The 16,427-nt window shown below is 62.3% G+C and carries 14 protein-coding genes; 3 read left to right on the top strand and 11 right to left on the bottom strand.

Going from position 1 to position 16,427, the window contains the following annotated elements; genetic code table 11:
- Window positions 1–90: 90 nt before the first annotated feature.
- Entirely contained in the window at window positions 91–1,461 is a 1,371-nt protein-coding gene (locus BLU25_RS03825; protein WP_016781060.1) for an MFS transporter, read from the top strand.
- Window positions 1,462–2,536: 1,075 nt separating this feature from the next.
- On the opposite strand, the gene BLU25_RS03820 is transcribed toward BLU25_RS03825, so the two are convergent.
- From BLU25_RS03820 to BLU25_RS03770, 11 genes are all read right to left on the bottom strand, one after another.
- A complete protein-coding gene (locus BLU25_RS03820) occupies window positions 2,537–3,508 on the bottom strand; it encodes an ABC transporter ATP-binding protein (RefSeq protein WP_016781059.1) in 972 nt (323 codons plus the stop codon).
- On the bottom strand, window positions 3,505–4,497 hold the full coding sequence (locus BLU25_RS03815; protein WP_029611432.1) for an ABC transporter ATP-binding protein: 993 nt from the start codon (window positions 4,495–4,497) through the stop codon (window positions 3,505–3,507). The genes BLU25_RS03820 and BLU25_RS03815 overlap by 4 nt, the downstream gene beginning before the upstream one ends.
- Before the next feature lie 2 nt (window positions 4,498–4,499).
- Entirely contained in the window at window positions 4,500–5,381 is an 882-nt protein-coding gene (gene ddpC / locus BLU25_RS03810; protein ID WP_016781057.1) for a D,D-dipeptide ABC transporter permease, read from the bottom strand.
- 1 nt (window position 5,382) lies between these two features.
- Window positions 5,383–6,399, bottom strand: coding sequence for an ABC transporter permease (locus BLU25_RS03805; RefSeq protein WP_016781056.1), 1,017 nt, complete (start codon window positions 6,397–6,399; stop codon window positions 5,383–5,385).
- Between the two features lie 75 nt (window positions 6,400–6,474).
- On the bottom strand, window positions 6,475–8,040 hold the full coding sequence (locus tag BLU25_RS03800) for an ABC transporter substrate-binding protein (protein WP_016781055.1): 1,566 nt from the start codon (window positions 8,038–8,040) through the stop codon (window positions 6,475–6,477).
- Window positions 8,041–8,190: 150 nt separating this feature from the next.
- The gene (gene ddpX, locus BLU25_RS03795) at window positions 8,191–8,670 is read right to left on the bottom strand and encodes a D-alanyl-D-alanine dipeptidase (RefSeq protein ID WP_050901288.1); all 480 of its coding nucleotides are present in this window, start codon (window positions 8,668–8,670) and stop codon (window positions 8,191–8,193) included.
- Between the two features lie 110 nt (window positions 8,671–8,780).
- The gene (locus BLU25_RS03790) at window positions 8,781–9,641 is read right to left on the bottom strand and encodes a MurR/RpiR family transcriptional regulator (protein ID WP_016781053.1); all 861 of its coding nucleotides are present in this window, start codon (window positions 9,639–9,641) and stop codon (window positions 8,781–8,783) included.
- A gap of 179 nt (window positions 9,642–9,820) precedes the next feature.
- Window positions 9,821–10,306 carry a GNAT family N-acetyltransferase gene (locus BLU25_RS03785; RefSeq protein ID WP_016781052.1) on the bottom strand — a complete coding sequence of 162 codons (486 nt, stop codon included), beginning with the start codon at window positions 10,304–10,306 and terminating at the stop codon, window positions 9,821–9,823.
- Window positions 10,307–10,309: 3 nt separating this feature from the next.
- On the bottom strand, window positions 10,310–10,471 hold the full coding sequence (locus BLU25_RS03780; protein ID WP_016781051.1) for a DUF2986 domain-containing protein: 162 nt from the start codon (window positions 10,469–10,471) through the stop codon (window positions 10,310–10,312).
- Window positions 10,472–11,142: 671 nt separating this feature from the next.
- Window positions 11,143–12,246: an alkene reductase gene (locus BLU25_RS03775; RefSeq protein WP_083369526.1), complete on the bottom strand. Its 1,104-nt coding sequence runs from the start codon at window positions 12,244–12,246 to the stop codon at window positions 11,143–11,145.
- A gap of 175 nt (window positions 12,247–12,421) precedes the next feature.
- A complete protein-coding gene (locus BLU25_RS03770; RefSeq protein ID WP_029611431.1) occupies window positions 12,422–13,459 on the bottom strand; it encodes a LacI family DNA-binding transcriptional regulator in 1,038 nt (345 codons plus the stop codon).
- 211 nt (window positions 13,460–13,670) lie between these two features.
- Here BLU25_RS03770 and BLU25_RS03765 point away from each other — a divergent pair, with 211 nt between their 5' ends.
- Window positions 13,671–15,002, top strand: a complete 1,332-nt coding sequence (locus tag BLU25_RS03765; protein ID WP_016781048.1) for an MFS transporter — start codon at window positions 13,671–13,673, stop codon at window positions 15,000–15,002.
- Window positions 15,003–15,015: 13 nt separating this feature from the next.
- Window positions 15,016–16,359, top strand: coding sequence for an amidase (locus BLU25_RS03760; RefSeq protein WP_016781047.1), 1,344 nt, complete (start codon window positions 15,016–15,018; stop codon window positions 16,357–16,359).
- The last annotated feature ends 68 nt before the right edge of the window (window positions 16,360–16,427 follow it).

Raw genomic sequence — 16,427 nt, 5'->3', positions numbered from 1 at the left:
CATGAAATTTCGTCCGAGTGAGCAATCCGCCGCTGAAAAAAACCGCTGCAGCCCTTAATCTTGAGCTCTTTGTCTGTGTGCGGATGATTCATGTCTTCAATTGCCGATGGCTTGCCCAGCAACAAACGCCTGCCCGCCGTGATCGCGATCTCCCTGGGGATCGGCATGGCGACCCTGGATACCGCCATCGTCAACACGGCCTTGCCAACCCTGGCCGAAGGTATTGGCACTGATTCCGCCTCGGTGATCTGGGTGGTCAATGCCTACCAGCTGGCAACCATCGCCGCGGTGCTGCCGTTTGCCTCGCTCAGCGATGTGCTGGGCCATCGACGGGTGTTTCTCGGCGGTTTGCTGGTGTTTATCGTCGCCTCGCTGTTCTGCGGGCTGGCCTGGTCGCTGCCCACGCTGACCGCAGCGCGGGTGGTGCAGGGGTTGGGCGCTGCAGCGATCATGAGCGTGAATATCGCGTTGTTGCGCCACATTTATCCGGCGAAAATCCTCGGTCGGGGCCTGGGTTACAACTCGCTGGTGGTGGGGTTGGCCTTTACCCTGGGGCCGACGGCGGCGTCGGCTATTCTGGCGGTGACCACCTGGCATTGGCTGTATCTGATCAATGTGCCGCTGGGGTTGCTGGCGGTTGTGCTGGGCTTGCGCTCGTTGCCGGAAATTCCCAGAAGCGGGCACGCCTTCGACCGCTTGGCGGCGATCTTGTGTGCCGGGTTGTTTGCCTTGCTGGTATTGGGTCTGGGTTCGGCGGTACATGGCGCCGAAGGTGACCTGAGCCTGGGCCTGGTCGCAGTAGCGCTGGTGTGCGGGGTGTGGCTGATGCGTCGTCAGGCCGATCATCCGGCGCCGATGCTGGCAATCGATCTGTTCAAGCGGCCACTGTTTGCGTTGTCGTCACTGACGGCGATTTGTGCGTTTTGTGCTCAAGGGCTGGCCTTCGTGTCGTTGCCCTTCTTGTTGCAGACGGCATTGGGCCATAGCCAGGTGGCTACCGGGTTTTTGATGACGCCGTGGCCGGCGGTGGTGGCGGTGATGGCACTGATTGCCGGGCGCCTGGCAGATCGGGTGTCGCTGGCGCTGCTGTGCGGGATCGGCTTGTTGCTGTTGAGCGCAGGCATGGCGGCGCTGGCGCTGCTGAGCGAAGGGGCTTCGGCCTTCGATATCGGCTGGCGCATGGCGTTGTGCGGTGCCGGGTTCGGGTTTTTCCAGTCGCCCAACCTCAAGGCGATCATGACCAGTGCGCCGCTGGCCCGCAGTGGCGGCGCCAGTGGCATTGTCGCTACCTCGCGGTTGATGGGGCAGACACTGGGGGCGTCGCTGGTGGCGCTGTGTTTTCATCTGTCCACGGGCAGTGGCCCGCAGTTAGCGTTGTGGCTGGGTTTCGTTTTTGCCCTGGCGGGTGCGTTGGCCAGCGGCTTGCGGTTGATGCAGAGCCCCGTTGCATTGCGATCGTAAAAGCCGGCCTTTACAACGAGATCGATTCTGTGGGAGCGGGCTTGCCCGCGATGGTATCCCTGCGGTGTGCCGGCCAGACCGCGTCGCCAGCATCGCAGGCAAGCCAGCTGCCACAGGTTATTCATCGCCAACAGAATCTGTGCCTTGCCAGGAGCCTTTGTGGGAGCGGGCTTGCCCGCGATGGCAGCACTGCGGTGTCCTGGCCAGACCGCGTCGCCAGTATCGCAGGCAAGCCAGCTCCCACAGGTTTTGCATTACCAGCAGAACCTGCGGCTTGGCAGGATCTTTTGTGGGAGCGGGCTTGCTCGCGATGGCATCGCTGCGGTGTACCTGCCAGACCGCGTCGCCAGCATCGCAGGCAAGCCAGCTCCCACAAGTGATGCATTACCAGCAGAACCTGCGGCTTGGCAGGATCTTTTGTGGGAGCGGGCTTGCTCGCGATGGCATCGCTGCGGTGTACCTGCCAGACCGCGTAGCCCGCATCGCAGGCAAGCCAGCTCCCACATGTGATGCATTGCCAGCAGAACCTGCGGTTTGGCAGGATCTTTTGTGGGAGCGGGCTTGCTCGCGATGGCATCGCTGCGGTGTACCGGTCAGACCGCGTCGCCAGCATCGCAGGCAAGCCAGCTCCCACATGTGATGCATTGTCAGCAGAACCTGCGGTTTGGCAGGATCTTTTGTGGGAGCGGGCTTGCTCGCGATGGCATCGCTGCGGTGTACCTGCCAGACCGCGTCGCCAGCATCGCAGGCAAGCCAGCTCCCACAGGTTTTGCATTGCCAGCAGAACCTGCGGTTTGACAGGATCTTTTGTGGGAGCGGGCTTGCTCGCGATGGCATCGCTGCGGTGTACCTGCCAGACCGCGTCGCCAGCATCGCAGGCAAGCCAGCTCCCACAGGTTTTGCATTGCCAGCAGAACCTGCGGTTTGACAGGATCTTTTGTGGGAGCGGGCTTGCTCGCGATGGCATCCCTGCGGTGTGCCGGCCAGACCGCGTCGCCAGCATCGCAGGCAAGCCAGTTCCCACAGTTTTTGCGGTGCTGCCTCCTCACAGACGACCACCTCCCATACAGCCGTTTCAACCCATAACGTGGCACCTTACCCGCTGGTGCTCACCCCCTCGCATCACCTGGGGCTGGCCGCAGCCCTCGCGGCTTGAGCTGCAACGCTCCAAAAAGAAACACCCTTCAGGCAGCTTGCGGTTGCCCGGCAGTTCGGTGGGCGCCGCGACCTGCTCGGCGCGCAAGGGCACACCCAGGCGCGGCACGGCTTCGAACAGCAGGCGCGTGTAAGGGTGGTGCGGCTGGTCGAGCACCTGGGCGGCGCTGCCCAGTTCGACAATCTGCCCCAGGTACATCACCGCCACGCGGTCGGCCATATGGCGCACCACCGAGACGTTGTGGGAGGTCAGGATATAGGTGAGGTTACGCGCCTGCTGCAATTCGGCCAGCAGGTTGAGGATCTGTGCCTGCACCGAGATATCCAGCGCCGAGGTCGGTTCGTCAAGGACGATGATGTCCGGGTCCGATGACAGTGCCCGGGCAATTGCGATGCGTTGGCGCTGGCCACCGGAAAACTGGTGGGCAAATCGGTCCAGATACTCGGGGCGGATACCTACTTGGGCTGCTACTTTGGCGGCAATGCTGCGCATCTGTTCGTTCGAGCGCATGCCCCGGGCGTACAGCGGCTCGGTGATGATGCGCCAGATCGGCAGGCGCGGGTTGAGCGACGACTGCGGGTCCTGGAATACGATCTGCACATTGCTGCTGCCTTCGCCTTTGCTGCCGTTGGCCCAGCTCAGTTCGCCGCTGCTGGGCTTGAGCAGGCCCATCAGCAGTTGTGCCAGGGTGCTTTTGCCGCAGCCCGACTCGCCGACGATGCCCAGGGTTTCCCCGGCCCGCACCTGCAGGTCGATGCCATTGAGCGCGTGGGCGTAACCCCGGGGTCTGCCCAGCCAGTCGTTGCTGACGGGGAAGCGCACGCGCACGTCGGCTAGTTTCAGAATCTCGGGGCCGCTCTGGTTGACGGGGTAGATCAGCGCACTGTTCATTTTGAAAGCTCCTGTTGCGGCAACCAGCACGCACGCTTGCGTTGTTCGTCACGGTTGATGGCGGTCAGCACCGGGCGCTCACCGCATACTTGCATGGCATGTACACAACGTTCGGCGAAGGTGCAGCCGGTGGGCAAACGCGACAGGTTGGGGACTTGCCCGGGAATGGTCAGCAGAGGCTGCCCCGGCTCGACCATCTCCGGCAGGCCGCTGAGCAGACCCCGGGTGTAAGGGTGTTGCGGGTTGCTCATCACATCGGCGGTGAGGCCCTGTTCCACCACCGCGCCGGTGTACATCACATACACCCGGTCGCAGAACTGCGACACCAGCGCCATGTCGTGGGTGATCAACAGGATGGCAGTGCCTTTTTGCCGGGCCTTTTCGCGCAGCAGCAACAGCACCTGGCGTTGTACGGTCACGTCCAGCGCGGTGGTGGGTTCGTCGGCAATCAGCAGTTGCGGTTCGCAGGAGAAGGCCAGGGCAATCATTACCCGCTGGCGCATGCCCCCTGACAGTTCGAACGGATAGCTTTCCAGCACCTGCTCGGGGCTGGCGATATGCATGTCGCGCAGCAGGGCAACCGCCTTGGCGTGGGCTGCGCTGGTACTGATTTTCTGGTGGTGGATGATCACGTCGAGCATCTGCCGGCCAATGCGCCGGGTCGGGTTGAGCGCGGTCATGGGCTCCTGGAAGATCATCGCCGCATCGCGGCCACGGATTTTCAGCAGGTCCTTTTCCGGCGCCTTGAGCATGTCGCGACCGAGCATGCTCAGGCTGCCGGAGGTGATGCGATAGCTGCGTTCGGGCAGCAGGCGCATGCTCAGCATGGCGGTCACCGACTTGCCCGAGCCGGACTCGCCGACCACGCCGACAATCTCGCCGGGGTTGACGTGCAGCGACACGCCGTTGAGTGCCTTGACGCTGCTTTTGTAGGCCGGGAACTCCAGGCTCAGGTTGTCGATGGCCAGTACGGGTTGCGAATAAGTCATGGTCATTTCCCCTGTTGCCGTGGGTCGAGCAGATCGCGCACGCCATCGCCCAGCAAATTGAAGCCAGTGGCGGTGATCAGGATCGCCAGCCCCGGAAAGGTCGAGTACCACCAGTTGTCGAGGATGTAGTTGCGCCCCGTGGCGACCATCGCGCCCCATTCTGCGGTGGGCTGTTGCGCGCCCAGGCCGATAAAGCCCAGGGCCGAGGCCATGAGGATGGCGCTGCCGATATCCAGGCTCAGTTGCACCAGCAAGGGCGGCATGGCGTTGCGCGCCACATGCCAGTGGACCATGTGCCAGCGCCGGGCACCGAAGGTTTCGGCGGCCTTGACGTAGCCCATCTGGCGGATGCTCAGGGCCTGGCCGCGGGCCAGGCGCACATAGGACGGGATGCGCACCAGGGTAATGGCCAGCATGGCATTGAACAGGCTGGCACCCAGTGCGGCAGCCAGGGCCATGATCAGCACCAGCGACGGCACCGACAGCATGATGTCCATCAGGCGCATGGTCAGGGCGTCGAAGCGCCCGCCGATCACCCCGGAAAAACAGCCCAGCAGGCCGCCGATAAAGCACGAGGCAAAGGCCACGAACAGGCCGACACCCACCGATTGCTGGCTGCCGTACAGCACCCGGCTGAACAGGTCACGGCCCACTTCGTCGGTGCCGAACCAGTGTTCGGCGGAAGGCGGCGCCAGGCGCTCGGCCAGGTTCAGGGCATTGGGGTCGTGGCTGGCCAGCCACGGAGCGAAGATCATGCACATCACCACCATCAGGGTGATCAACAGACCGGCCATGGTCAGCGGGCTGCGGCGGATCTGGTAGGCCAGGTAGGTGAGTTTTTCACGCCATTGCGGGCTGTGTGATGCGGTTAAAGGCACGGACATTTCAATTCACCTCGCCGATACGCGGGTCGATCACCCGGTACAGCAGATCGATGGCCATGTTCAGCAGAACATAGATAAACGACACCAGGATGGCGAAGCCCATCACCGCCGGGAAATCCAGGGACTGGATCGACTTGACCACATAGGCACCCATGCCCGGCCAGGCGAATACGGTCTCGGTCAGGACTGCGCCGTAGAGCAGATCGCCGAGGGTCAGGCCCAGTACGGTTACAGAAGGAATCAGCGCATTGGGCAGCGCATGGCGCAGGGTCACGGTCCATTTCGACAGGCCATAGGCGCGGGCGGTGCGGATATAGTCCTCGCCCAACTGGTCGAGCATGGCTGAGCGAATTTGCCGCGAGATAACCCCCAGGGTCACAAAACCCAGGGTGGCGGCGGGCAGGATCAAGTGCTTGAGTGCATCGACAAACAGGCTGAAGTTACCCGCCAGCAATGAGTCGATCAGGTAGAAACCGGTAATGGTCGAAGGTGGTGTCAGTCCTTCGGACAATCGCCCGCCGCCAGGCAGCCAGCCGAGGTGCCCGTAGAACAGCACGATGGCGCCCAGGCCCAGCCAGAACGCCGGGGTGGAGATACCGGTCACGGCCAGGGTGCGGGCGATCTGGTCGATGGCGCGGTTGTGGTACACCGCCGACAGCACACCCAGCGGCACGCCGACCACTATGGCGAGAAACAGCGCCACCAGGGCCAGCTCCAGGGTGGCCGGGAAAAACGCCTGCAAGTCTTCCAGCACCGGGCGATTGGTGCGGATCGAGGTGCCCAGGTCGCCCTGCACCAGGTCGAGCACGTAACGGCCGTATTGCTGGTACAGCGGCAAATCCAGCCCCAGTTGATGGCGGATGCCGGCCACCAGCGCATCGCTGGCGCGGTCACCGGCGATCAACCGGGCCGGGTCGCCGGGAATCAGGTGGGAAATGGTAAAGGTAATCAGCGAGACACCGAACACGACCAGTAACAGGCCAAGCAGGCGCTTGCGCAACAACGTCAGGAAGGCCATAGGGCACCTCAGTCACTCTAACGACAGAAATCCAACGCCATGCGCGCCATCGCTGGCGCGTATGCAGCAGCAGGTTTACTTGCTCATGCTGCCCAGGTTGAACACCTGTTCGAGCATCGGGTTGAACACATAGCCCTTGACCGAATCTCGCATCGGCAGGGTGTAGCTCTTCTGATAGAGGTAAACGTAGGCACTGTCGTTGAGCACCGTTTTCTGCGCCTGCTGGTACAGCTCGGTGCGTTTCGCGGTGTCGCTGGTGGTGGCGGCTTCGCGGATCAGGGTATCGACCTGGGGGTTGCTGTAGAACGAGCGGTTGCCCTGCAGGCCCTGCATCTTGGAGTCGAACCAGAAGTTCATAAACATGTAGGGGTCGGCAAAGTCCGGGCTCCAGGTGCCGACGGCGATGTCGTAGTCGGCCTGGCCGACCCGTTCGCGCAGGGTGGCGTTGGCGGTTTTTTCCAGCTTGAGGTTGATGCCCAGGGGCATCAGCGCCGCTTGCAGGGTCAGGCCGATCGGCTCCCAGTTGGCGTCCTTGTCCGAGTACATGTAGCTCAGGTTGGTGATCTTTTTCGGCACTTTGGCCAGGCTGTCGGCGGCGGCCTGCATATCCTGTTTCATGGCCGGCAGCGAGCTGTCGTAGGCCCACATGCCGTCCGGGATCGGCCCGTTGAGCAGCTCGGCCTTGCCCTTGAGAATGCCCTTGACGATACCGTTGTAGTCCACCGCCTCGGTAATGGCCCGACGCGCATCGACGTTGGTCAGCGGGCCTTGCTTGTTGTTCAGGTACAGGTAGGTGACGCGCAGCGACGGGTATTCCTTGACCACTACGCCCGGCTTGCTGGCGAGTGAACCCAACTGGTCTTCGGGCATGTCTTCAATGATGTCCAGGTCGCCGCGCTCTAGTTGCAGGCGACGCACCGAAGGCTCGGCGATGATCTTCAGTACTACGGTTTTAAGCGCGGGCTTGGCCCCGGCGTAGTGGGGGTTGGGCTCCATGGTCAGGGACTGGCCTTTCTGCCAGTTGGCCAGGCGGTATGGTCCCGAGCCTGCGGTATGGCTGGAGAGCCAGGCATTGGCCTCGGCGCCCTTGGCGGCCACCAGCGGGTTGACGATGGATGCGCCGTTGTGGGCCAGGGTGAACAGGAAGGGCGCGAACGGGGTCTTGAGGGTGAAGCGGATGGTCTGCGGGTTGACCACCTCGACCAGCATGTCTTCGGGGAATGCACCGGACGGCCCTTGCTTGAGGGTCATCAGACGGTCGAAGGAAAACTTCACGGCGTTGGCGTCCACTTCGGTGCCGTCATCGAACTTGTTGCCGGGCTTGAGCTTGAATTCCCAGACCAGGTTGTCCGGGGACACGGTCCAGCTCTCGGCCAGGTCGCCCTGGACTTCGGTGGTGCTTTTTTCGCCGTCGGTTTTGTAGCCCACCAGGCGCTGGTACGACGGGTAGGTGATGGTCCAGTCGTTGTTGTCGAAGGTCACGGCCGGGTCGAGGGTTTGCGGGTCGGCGGGCTTGCCGATGATCAGCGTGTCCTGGGCGGTGGCAGCGGTAGCGGCTTGCCAGGCGCCAAGGCTGAGGGCGGCGCAGAGCAGGCTCGGCAACAGGTTGCGGGTGCGTGAAGCGGTGTTTATCAGGGTCATGCCGGTTTCCTTCAACATTCGATATCTGGAAGTAGGTTTATTTTTGGAATCTATAACCGGGCAGTAGCAGGTGAAGCAGGTGTGCAGCGTTTTCTTGTTGTGTTCAAACAGTGGTGCTGGCCGCGAAACTCTGGGGTTTCGTAGGCCGGATCAGGGGTTGATCAGGGGGTAGTCGTCGGCGTTGGGCAACTCGTAATGCCACCACTCCGTGGCGATCGCGTGGAAGCCGGCAATCAGCATGATGCCCAGCAACAACAGGCGGTTGCGCTGCACGTTGGGCGGCAGGTCGGGGTAGAACTGATGGGACTGGTCTTGCATCGCGTCGAACGCCGTGCCCATGTCCAGTGGCTGGCCGTCGCCGTCCACCAGGGTCAGGTCCACGGCCACGCCGCGGCTGTGATGGGAACCCAGGTGCGGGTCGCGCACATAGTCGCCATTGGGCAGGGCTTCCCATAACAGGAATTGCGCGTAGGGCGGCCGGTAGGCGTCATAGATGCGCAGGGTAAAACCCGCCAGGGCGGCCAGCTCGACGGCCTTGCGCAAACACGCGGCGGCATCGCGGTGCAACTGGCAACGGGCGGTGGGGTAGATCACTTTGCCGGCCAGGTTATCGGCCGTGGCATAGATCATCTCGATCTGCACCTGGTACTGCTCGGCATCGATATCAACGAGCGGGCTTGGGTATGCAACGCTTTGATTCACACAAACACTCCAGTGGTGATTGGTTTCGGGCGACAGGCTCAGCCTTCGAACTGGCCAAAGGCTTTTTGCAGTTGACGGTTTTTCGCCAGGCGCGCATCCAGGTGCTCGCCGTATTTTTCTGCGACGGCTGAAACCATCAGGTTCAGCAGGCACGCCAGGGGCGCCGGGGAATCCCAGAACTGGCCGACATCGGTCTTGATCTGCAGCAGGTCCAGCGGGTAATCCCGGGCCCAGGGGCATTGCAGATCGGTGATCAGGGCCAGGGGCAAGTCGTGCTCGATGGCGGCGTCGCAGAAGGTCTGGGTCACGCTGGAATAGGCACGGAAGTCGGCAATGATCGCGTAGGGGTTGGCGAAGCCGGAATTCAGGCTTTCGGCATAAATACCGGACAGGCCGTCGACGTAATACACCTTGGGGCGGATGTATTCGAGGTGGCTGTGAAAGGCGGTGAGAATGCCGCGGGTGGACTGGATGCCGAGGATAAACACCGCATCGGCGTCGTGAATGCGTTGCACGATGCTGGCAAAGGCGTCGCTGCGGGCCAGGCCGTACACCTGCTGAATGGCCTCGACTTCACGGTGCATGGAGCGCTCGAGGGCATCGTCGTGGGTGTTTTCTGCGCGGAAGGCGCCGATGCGGTCGGTGATCAGCCAGGAAGAGGGCGCCTCACCGCGCAGGCTTTGCTTGACCTCATCGAGGTTCTGGTAACCCAGCGAGCGCAAAAACCGCCCCACGGAAATACCCGTGGTGCTGGCCTGCTGCGCAATGCTGTCGGCGGACTCGAACGGCAACTGCTGCGGATTGCCCAGCAAGTAACTGGCGATGCGCTTGCCGGTGGGGGTCAGGTTGGAGAACTCGTGTTCCAGCAACTGAAGAAAACTGTTCTTTTCCAGGGACATAAGCGCGCCGACTGTTTAATTGTTATAGGCATGTCATTTGCGTGCCTTGTGTTACGAACATAACATTTGTTTTCGAGACAATACAACGCCTTTTCTGCGGGTGGCGTGGTTTTCATAAGTGGGGGTGTTTTGGGTCGTGCAACGAGCGCCGCGGGCGCCGCGGGCGCTCGTCAAGGCAGTCAGAGGGTCATAAGCATTTCATGCCAGGCCATGCCGCCATGTTCGGAGGGCGAAGGCTGAGCATATTCATAGCCCATTTTTGCGTAAAGCTGGACATGTTGCTCTTTGCACATCAGGTGGATGGTTGCCTTGCCCTGGCTGCGCATCTGCCCGACAAACTCGTCCATCAGCAGCCTGGCAAAACCTTTGCCCTGGTGGGCCGGGGCCACCACCACGGACATGATCACCACATTGGGTGCCACGGGATCATGACCGACCAGTTCCTTGAAATCCTCATCCGACATCACGACAGAATGGGCACAGCCGCTGTTGATAAACCCGACCACTTCGCCGGCCTGCTCAAGGATGAGAAAGCCCTGGGGGTACTGGGCGATGCGCGTGCGAATCTTCGCCAGCGTGGCGGCTTCGTCACCTTCATAAGCGCTGATTTCGATCTGATAGCAGGTTTCGGCATCCTGGGGTGTTGCCTGTCTGAACAGGGGCATGGCTCAGCTCTCGACGGACTGGGTTGCGTCCTGTTCAGCTTGCTCGGCCAGCTTGAGGCGGTCAGCCTTGCTGATGTACGGGTTCTTGTTCTTCGGGGCCAGCTTGGCGTTGGCCTTCTTGGCATTGGCCTTCAATATCTGGTTGATTTTTTTGCGACGATTCATGGTTACTGCTCGGTGTGTGGGGCGTAGGGCGGTGATTTTACAGGGGGCGAGGGTGGACTGATATGAAAATATCGGTTGGCGGGATTGCAGTGGGGGTCTGGTTTTGCGCTGATCGCGGGCAAGCCCGCTCCCACGAGGGGGCCTGGCAAGGCGTGGATTCTGTTGGCGATGCATCACCTGTGGGAGCTGGCTTGCCTGCGATGCCGGTGGCGCGGTCTGGCTGATGCACCGCAGCGCTGCCATCGCGGGCAAGCCCGCTCCCACAAGGGGGCCTGGCAAGGCGCGGATTCTGTTGGCGATGCATCACCTGTGGGAGCTGGCTTGCTTGCGATCCAGGCTACGCGGTGCGGCTGATGCACCGCAGGGATGCCATCGCGGGCAAGCCCGCTCTCACAAGGGGGCCTGGCAAGGCGCGGATTCTGTTGGCGATGGATCACCTGTGGGAGCTGGCTTGCCTGCGATCCAGGCGACGCGGTGTGGCTGATGCACCGCAGGGATGCCATCGCGGGCAAGCCCGCTCCCACAAAGGGGCCTGGCAAGGCGCGGATTCTGGTGGCGATGCATCACCTGTGGGAGCTGGCTTGCCTGCGATCCAGGCGACGCGGTCTGGCTGATGCACCGCAGCGCTGCCATCGCGGGCAAGCCCGCCCCCACAAAGGGTTCAGGTAAACCTATCGCGCAGATGCATGGCAGGGATAGTCGACATAACCTTTTTCGCCGCTGTTGCCGTAGAAAGTGGCACGGTCGGGCAGGGCGATCGGCCAGCCGTTTTGCATGCGCGCCACCAGGTCGGGGTTGGCGATAAAGGGTCTGCCAAACGCAACCAGGTCCAGCTCGCCGGCTTCCAGCGTCGCCTGTGCCGAGTCCCGGTCAAAACCGCCGGCCGCAATCAGGGTGCCCTGGTACGAGTCGCGAAACGCCTGGGCAAAGCCTTCGGGCATGCGCTCGGCGCCAATGGTCAACTGGTCGCTCAAGTGAACGTAGGCGATGTGCCGCTCCTGCAATTGCCGGGCAACGGTAACCCAGGTCTGCGCTTCGTCAGCAAAGGGGGCCATGTCGAAGAGACGGCCAAAGGGCGAGATGCGCACCCCAACCTTGCTGCCGCCAATTTCTTCGGCCACGGCGTCGATGGTTTCCAGCAGCAGGCGAATGCGGTTGTCGATCGAGCCACCGTAACGGTCGGTACGGTCGTTGACGCCCGGGTTGATAAATTGCTCGAACAGGTAGCCGTTCGCGCCATGAATCTCCACACCGTCAAAACCGGCTTCCATCGCCCGGCGGGCGGCCAGTACGAAGTCCTGGACCAGCCCTTCGACCTCAAGGGTTGAAAGCGCCCGCGGCGTGCTGGCCTGGATCGGGCCCGGCTGGCGGTTTTCATCCCAGGCATAGGTCATGGAGTTGGCCGCCAGCCTGTCGCTCGATGACACCGGCGCGCCGCCCCCAGGCTGCAAGGTGGTGTGCGAGACCCGTCCCACATGCCAGAGCTGGGCAAATATCTTGCCGCCTTCTTCGTGGACGGCGTCGGTAACCTGCTTCCAGCCCTGCACTTGCTCCTGGTTGTACAGGCCGGGGTTGAACAGGTAGCCGCGCCCCTGGATGGACACCGGCACACCTTCGCTGATAATCAGGCCGGCGCTGGCCCGCTGGCGGTAGTAAAGCGTGGTCAGGGCGTCAGGGATATCGTTGAGGGCACGGGCGCGGGTCATCGGCGCCATCACGACACGGTTCTTCAGCGCGATTCCCGACAGGTTGAAGGGGGAAAAAAGCATGCTCATAGGGCTGTGACCTCTGAAGTGGGGCGCGGTGTGGCGCCGATCAGAGTCACTATACTGCGAAGCCACGGATGGATAATCAGCTATGAATTCCAAACATTGTGGCGCTGAATTCCACAATCAAGGCGGTGGGAGCGAGCCTGGCGTCGTATGCCTTAACCAGTACCTGGCGTTTTTCTCATTCAGTGCGGCGCACTACCGATGAACTCGCCCGCACCTGCAACTGCGGCGGGAGGATAATCGACTCGCAGGCTTCACCCTTGATGCGTTTGAGCAATAACTCAACGGCGCGTTGACCCATCTCGGCCAGCGGCAGGCGCACGCTGGTCAGGGGGACGCTCAATTCATTGGCCAGCGGGATGTCATTGAAACCGACCACGGCAATGTCCTTGCCCGGCACCAGGCCTTTGTCCCGCGCCGCGCCCATCAGGCCGATGGCGAGAAAGTCGTTGACCGCGAAAAACGCCTGCGGCCGCGGCTCGAGCCCCAGCAGGTATTCGCCTTGCTGGTGCCCGGTCAAGCTGTCAAACGGGCCGTTGAGGGTCCACTCCGGGCGCAGGGTGATGCCTTGCTCGCGGTAGTAACGGGTAAAGCCTCGGGTGCGGTCTGCCCCCGTGGATGCATGCCGCTCGCCCGCCAGTATGGCCACATCGGTAAAACCCTGGCGGAACAGGTGCTCTGCCGCCAGCCAGCCGCCCAGTTCATCGTCACTGCCCGCCGTAAGGTGCCCGGCAATCTGCCGGCTGACCAACACATAGGGGATGTGTTTGCGCGTCAGCAGGTCAAGCAGGGGCTGGGTGTCACCCACATGGGAGTCGCCCACGATCAGCCCGGCCACCGAGCGGCGCAGGGCGTGTTCGGCGCGGGCCATTTGCCGGGGTTGCTGGTCGTCGGTATTGGACACAAAGGTCAGGTAGCCAGCCTGTTCGGCGTTGCTGTCGATGCTGTCGTAGATGGTCGCCATCACCAGATCGGTCAGGCGCGGCATCAGCACGCAGATCTCCTGACTTTTGCGCAGTTTCAGGTTGGATGCCTGGGTATTCGGCCGATAATCCAGCTCTTTTGCCAGTGCGCGAATCCGCTCCACCACCTCGGCAGACGCAGCCCGTTCGACCGCGGCGGGGTCGCCATTGAGCACTCGCGACACCGTGGACACATGAATACCCAGAGCGGTCGCCATGGATTTCAAAGTGGCGGGGCGAGATTGATTCGACATGGTGGCAAGGCTTCCGGCAGTCCGTTATTCAACGCGCGAATTCTACCCGAACAGAGGCCCTAGCCCCGGAATTAAATTTTTACCCAAACGTTTGACTAAAGTTTTTCGGCGCTCTACATTCCGTCAACCCAAACGTTTGGGTAACTAATAAAAATACGCCGATTACGGCCGACTTTTTGACTTCTGCCATCACTTCAAGAGTCAGATTCCTATGAACACCCCAGTGATCCCGTCTTTTCGCTACCAGATTTTCTTCCTGATCATGCTGATGGCGCTGCTCAACTACATCGACCGTGGCGCGATTGCCTATGCCTCGGCGAGCATCCTTCCCGAGTACGGTTTCGACAAGGCCGACTGGGGCAATGTCCTGGGTTACTTCGGTTACGGTTATATCCTCGGCGCGCTGGTGGGCGGCATTCTGGCCGACCGTTTCGGTGCCAAACGTGTGTGGCTGATTGCCGGAGGCACCTGGTCGATCTTTGAAATTGCCACCGCATTTGCCGGTGATTTTGGCCTGGCGTTTCTCGGTGGCTCGGCCATGGCCGGCTTTGCCACGATTCGCGTCATGTTCGGTTTTGCCGAAGGCCCGGCGTACTCGGTGATCAACAAGAGCGTGGCTAACTGGGCGACCCCGAAGGAGCGCGGTTTTGTCGTGTCGGTGGGCTTGCTCAGCACCCCGCTGGGGGCATTGCTCACCGCGCCGGTGGCTGTCGGCCTGCAAACCCTGACGGGCGACTGGCGCAGCATGTTTGTCGTACTGGGTGTGGTCAGCCTGGCGCTGCTGATTTTCTTCATGACCCGCTTTACCAACACCCCCGATGAAAACCCGCGGGTGTCCAAAGCCGAGCTGGAGTTCCTGCGCAAGGAGCGTGCCGAAGCAGTCAATGCTTCAACCCCGACCTCCACCGTGGCGCCGGTGTGGCACTTCTTCAAGAACAAGGACTTGCTGCTCAACGCCGTCGGTTACTTCGCGTTTGTCTACGTGACCTTCCTGCTGCTGACCTGGACGCCCAAGTACCTCCAGGACGAGTTCCACTACAACCTCTCTTCGCTGTGGTACATGGGCATGATCCCGTGGACCGGCGCCTGCTTCACCGTGCTGCTGGGCGGCAAGATTTCCGACTGGCTGCTGCGCCGCACCGGCAACCTGAAAGTGGCACGCAGCTGGCTGGCCGCGACCTGCCTGTTGCTGACCACGCTGTATTTCATTCTGGTGTCACAAGCCCAGACCGTATGGGGCGTGATTGCCCTGATGACCCTGGCCAATGCCTTGAACGCGCTGCCCAACTCGGTCTACTGGGCCGTAGTGATCGACACCGCGCCATCCAACCGCGTAGGCGCCTACAGCGGCATGACCCACTTTATTGCCAACACCGCTTCGTTTATCGCGCCCATGCTCACCGGTTACCTGACCGTGCGATACGGCTATTCGTCGATGTTCGTGGCCGCTGCAGTGGCCACGGCCCTGGGCATGAGCGCCATGCTGATGGTGCGCCCGGGCGGTCGTCAGGCAGCCAGTTCCCCTATTCCCGCCGTTGTTTGATGGAGTTGTTTGCATGAGCCTGGTGAAGCCTGTTCACGCTGGATATTTTTGTGGCCAATCGGTCACGGCGCTGGCCGAACGCCTGCGCGCGGGCGGCCTGACAAGCGTCGAGCTGACCCAAGCCGCCCTGGACACCATCGCGCGGCTGAACCCGACGCTTAACGCCTTTGTCGAGGTCGATGCCCCCGTCGCCCTGGCCCAGGCGCGCAAGGCCGATGCGCTGTTTGCCCAGGGGCAGGACCTGGGGCCGCTGCAAGGCATACCCGTGGCGGTGAAGGACAATATCGATACCATTGATTACATCACCACCTATGGCTCGGCGCATTTTCAAGGGCACCGGCCGGGCCGGGATGCGCTGTGCGTGCAGCGTCTGCGCGAGGCGGGGGCGGTGATCGTGGGCAAGACCCTGACCCACGAATTCGCCTATGGCCCCACTGGCGACCGCTCGTTGCACGGAGCGGCACGCAACCCTTGGGATGAGCGCTGCATCACCGGTGGCTCCAGCGCCGGCAGTGCCGCAGCGGTCGCCAGCGGCATGGTGCCGCTGGCGCTGGGCACCGACACCGGCGGCTCGATCCGGATTCCGGCTGCCTTGTGCGGCGCGGTCGGTTTCAAGCCGTCGTTTGGCGGCGTGCCGCTGGAAGGGGTGTTCCCGCTGTCGTCGAGCCTTGACCATGTGGGGCCCATCGCCAGCAACGTCGCGGATGCGCGTTTGCTGTATGGCGTGATCGCCGGGCGCGCGGTTGTGGCTGCGCACCGTGTTCGACCGCTACGGGTGGGCTGGATCAGCACGGGCACCTTCGGCCCGGTTGACGCCGAAGTGGATCGGCAAGTGCGGCAGGTGGCGCGGCAGTGGTTCGGTGACGGGTTGCAAGAGGTTGTCGAACTGGCACCGCTGGCGGCGGCCATGAAAGACACCCTGCTGACCTTGCAGCGCGCTGAGGCCTATGACGTGCATGCCGAGCGTATGCACGAGGCACCGCAATTGTTCGACCCGGAAGTGCGCGAGCGGCTGGTGTTGTCGCAGGAAGTCAGGGGCTGGCAATACATCCGCGCCCAGGCTGCCCAGGCGTTGTTCAAGACCGAGCTGGCGCGGTTGTTCGAGCGCTATGACTATCTGGTATCGCCCAGCGTGCCGATTACTGCCACGGCGGTTGATGCGCGGGATGTGCGGGTGGGCGAGCAGGATATCGACGTGCGCGCCGCGGTGCTCAGCCACACTAGTGCCTGGAACCTTACCGGCCTGCCGGCGATCAGCCTGCCTGCCGGGCAGGTGAGGGGCCTGCCGGTAGGGCTGCAGGTGATTGGCGCGATTGGCGAGGATGATCGCCTGTTGCAGGAAATGGCCAGGCTTTGATGCTCTGTTGTGGGAGCGGGCTTGCCCGCGATGGTAGCGCTACGGTGTGCCTGCCAGATGCCAGTTCC

Origin of the sequence: Pseudomonas fragi, from assembly GCF_900105835.1 — a bacterium.
GTDB lineage: Bacteria > Pseudomonadota > Gammaproteobacteria > Pseudomonadales > Pseudomonadaceae > Aquipseudomonas > Aquipseudomonas fragi.
This window is presented reverse-complemented; position numbering and strand designations above follow the sequence as displayed.

What these genes read in the sequence shown, in the direction of transcription:
- BLU25_RS03765 (WP_016781048.1), top strand. Translation starts at nt 13,671, where the DNA reads ATGAACACCCCAGTGATCCCGTCTTTTCGCTACCAGATTTTCTTCCTG.
- ddpX (WP_050901288.1), bottom strand. Translation starts at nt 8,670, where the DNA reads ATGATCTATGCCACGGCCGATAACCTGGCCGGCAAAGTGATCTACCCC.
- BLU25_RS03815 (WP_029611432.1), bottom strand. Translation starts at nt 4,497, where the DNA reads ATGACTTATTCGCAACCCGTACTGGCCATCGACAACCTGAGCCTGGAG.
- BLU25_RS03790 (WP_016781053.1), bottom strand. Translation starts at nt 9,641, where the DNA reads ATGTCCCTGGAAAAGAACAGTTTTCTTCAGTTGCTGGAACACGAGTTC.
- BLU25_RS03805 (WP_016781056.1), bottom strand. Translation starts at nt 6,399, where the DNA reads ATGGCCTTCCTGACGTTGTTGCGCAAGCGCCTGCTTGGCCTGTTACTG.
- BLU25_RS03760 (WP_016781047.1), top strand. Translation starts at nt 15,016, where the DNA reads ATGAGCCTGGTGAAGCCTGTTCACGCTGGATATTTTTGTGGCCAATCG.
- BLU25_RS03785 (WP_016781052.1), bottom strand. Translation starts at nt 10,306, where the DNA reads ATGCCCCTGTTCAGACAGGCAACACCCCAGGATGCCGAAACCTGCTAT.
- BLU25_RS03780 (WP_016781051.1), bottom strand. Translation starts at nt 10,471, where the DNA reads ATGAATCGTCGCAAAAAAATCAACCAGATATTGAAGGCCAATGCCAAG.
- BLU25_RS03825 (WP_016781060.1), top strand. Translation starts at nt 91, where the DNA reads ATGTCTTCAATTGCCGATGGCTTGCCCAGCAACAAACGCCTGCCCGCC.
- BLU25_RS03800 (WP_016781055.1), bottom strand. Translation starts at nt 8,040, where the DNA reads ATGACCCTGATAAACACCGCTTCACGCACCCGCAACCTGTTGCCGAGC.
- BLU25_RS03820 (WP_016781059.1), bottom strand. Translation starts at nt 3,508, where the DNA reads ATGAACAGTGCGCTGATCTACCCCGTCAACCAGAGCGGCCCCGAGATT.
- BLU25_RS03770 (WP_029611431.1), bottom strand. Translation starts at nt 13,459, where the DNA reads ATGTCGAATCAATCTCGCCCCGCCACTTTGAAATCCATGGCGACCGCT.
- ddpC (WP_016781057.1), bottom strand. Translation starts at nt 5,381, where the DNA reads ATGTCCGTGCCTTTAACCGCATCACACAGCCCGCAATGGCGTGAAAAA.
- BLU25_RS03775 (WP_083369526.1), bottom strand. Translation starts at nt 12,246, where the DNA reads ATGAGCATGCTTTTTTCCCCCTTCAACCTGTCGGGAATCGCGCTGAAG.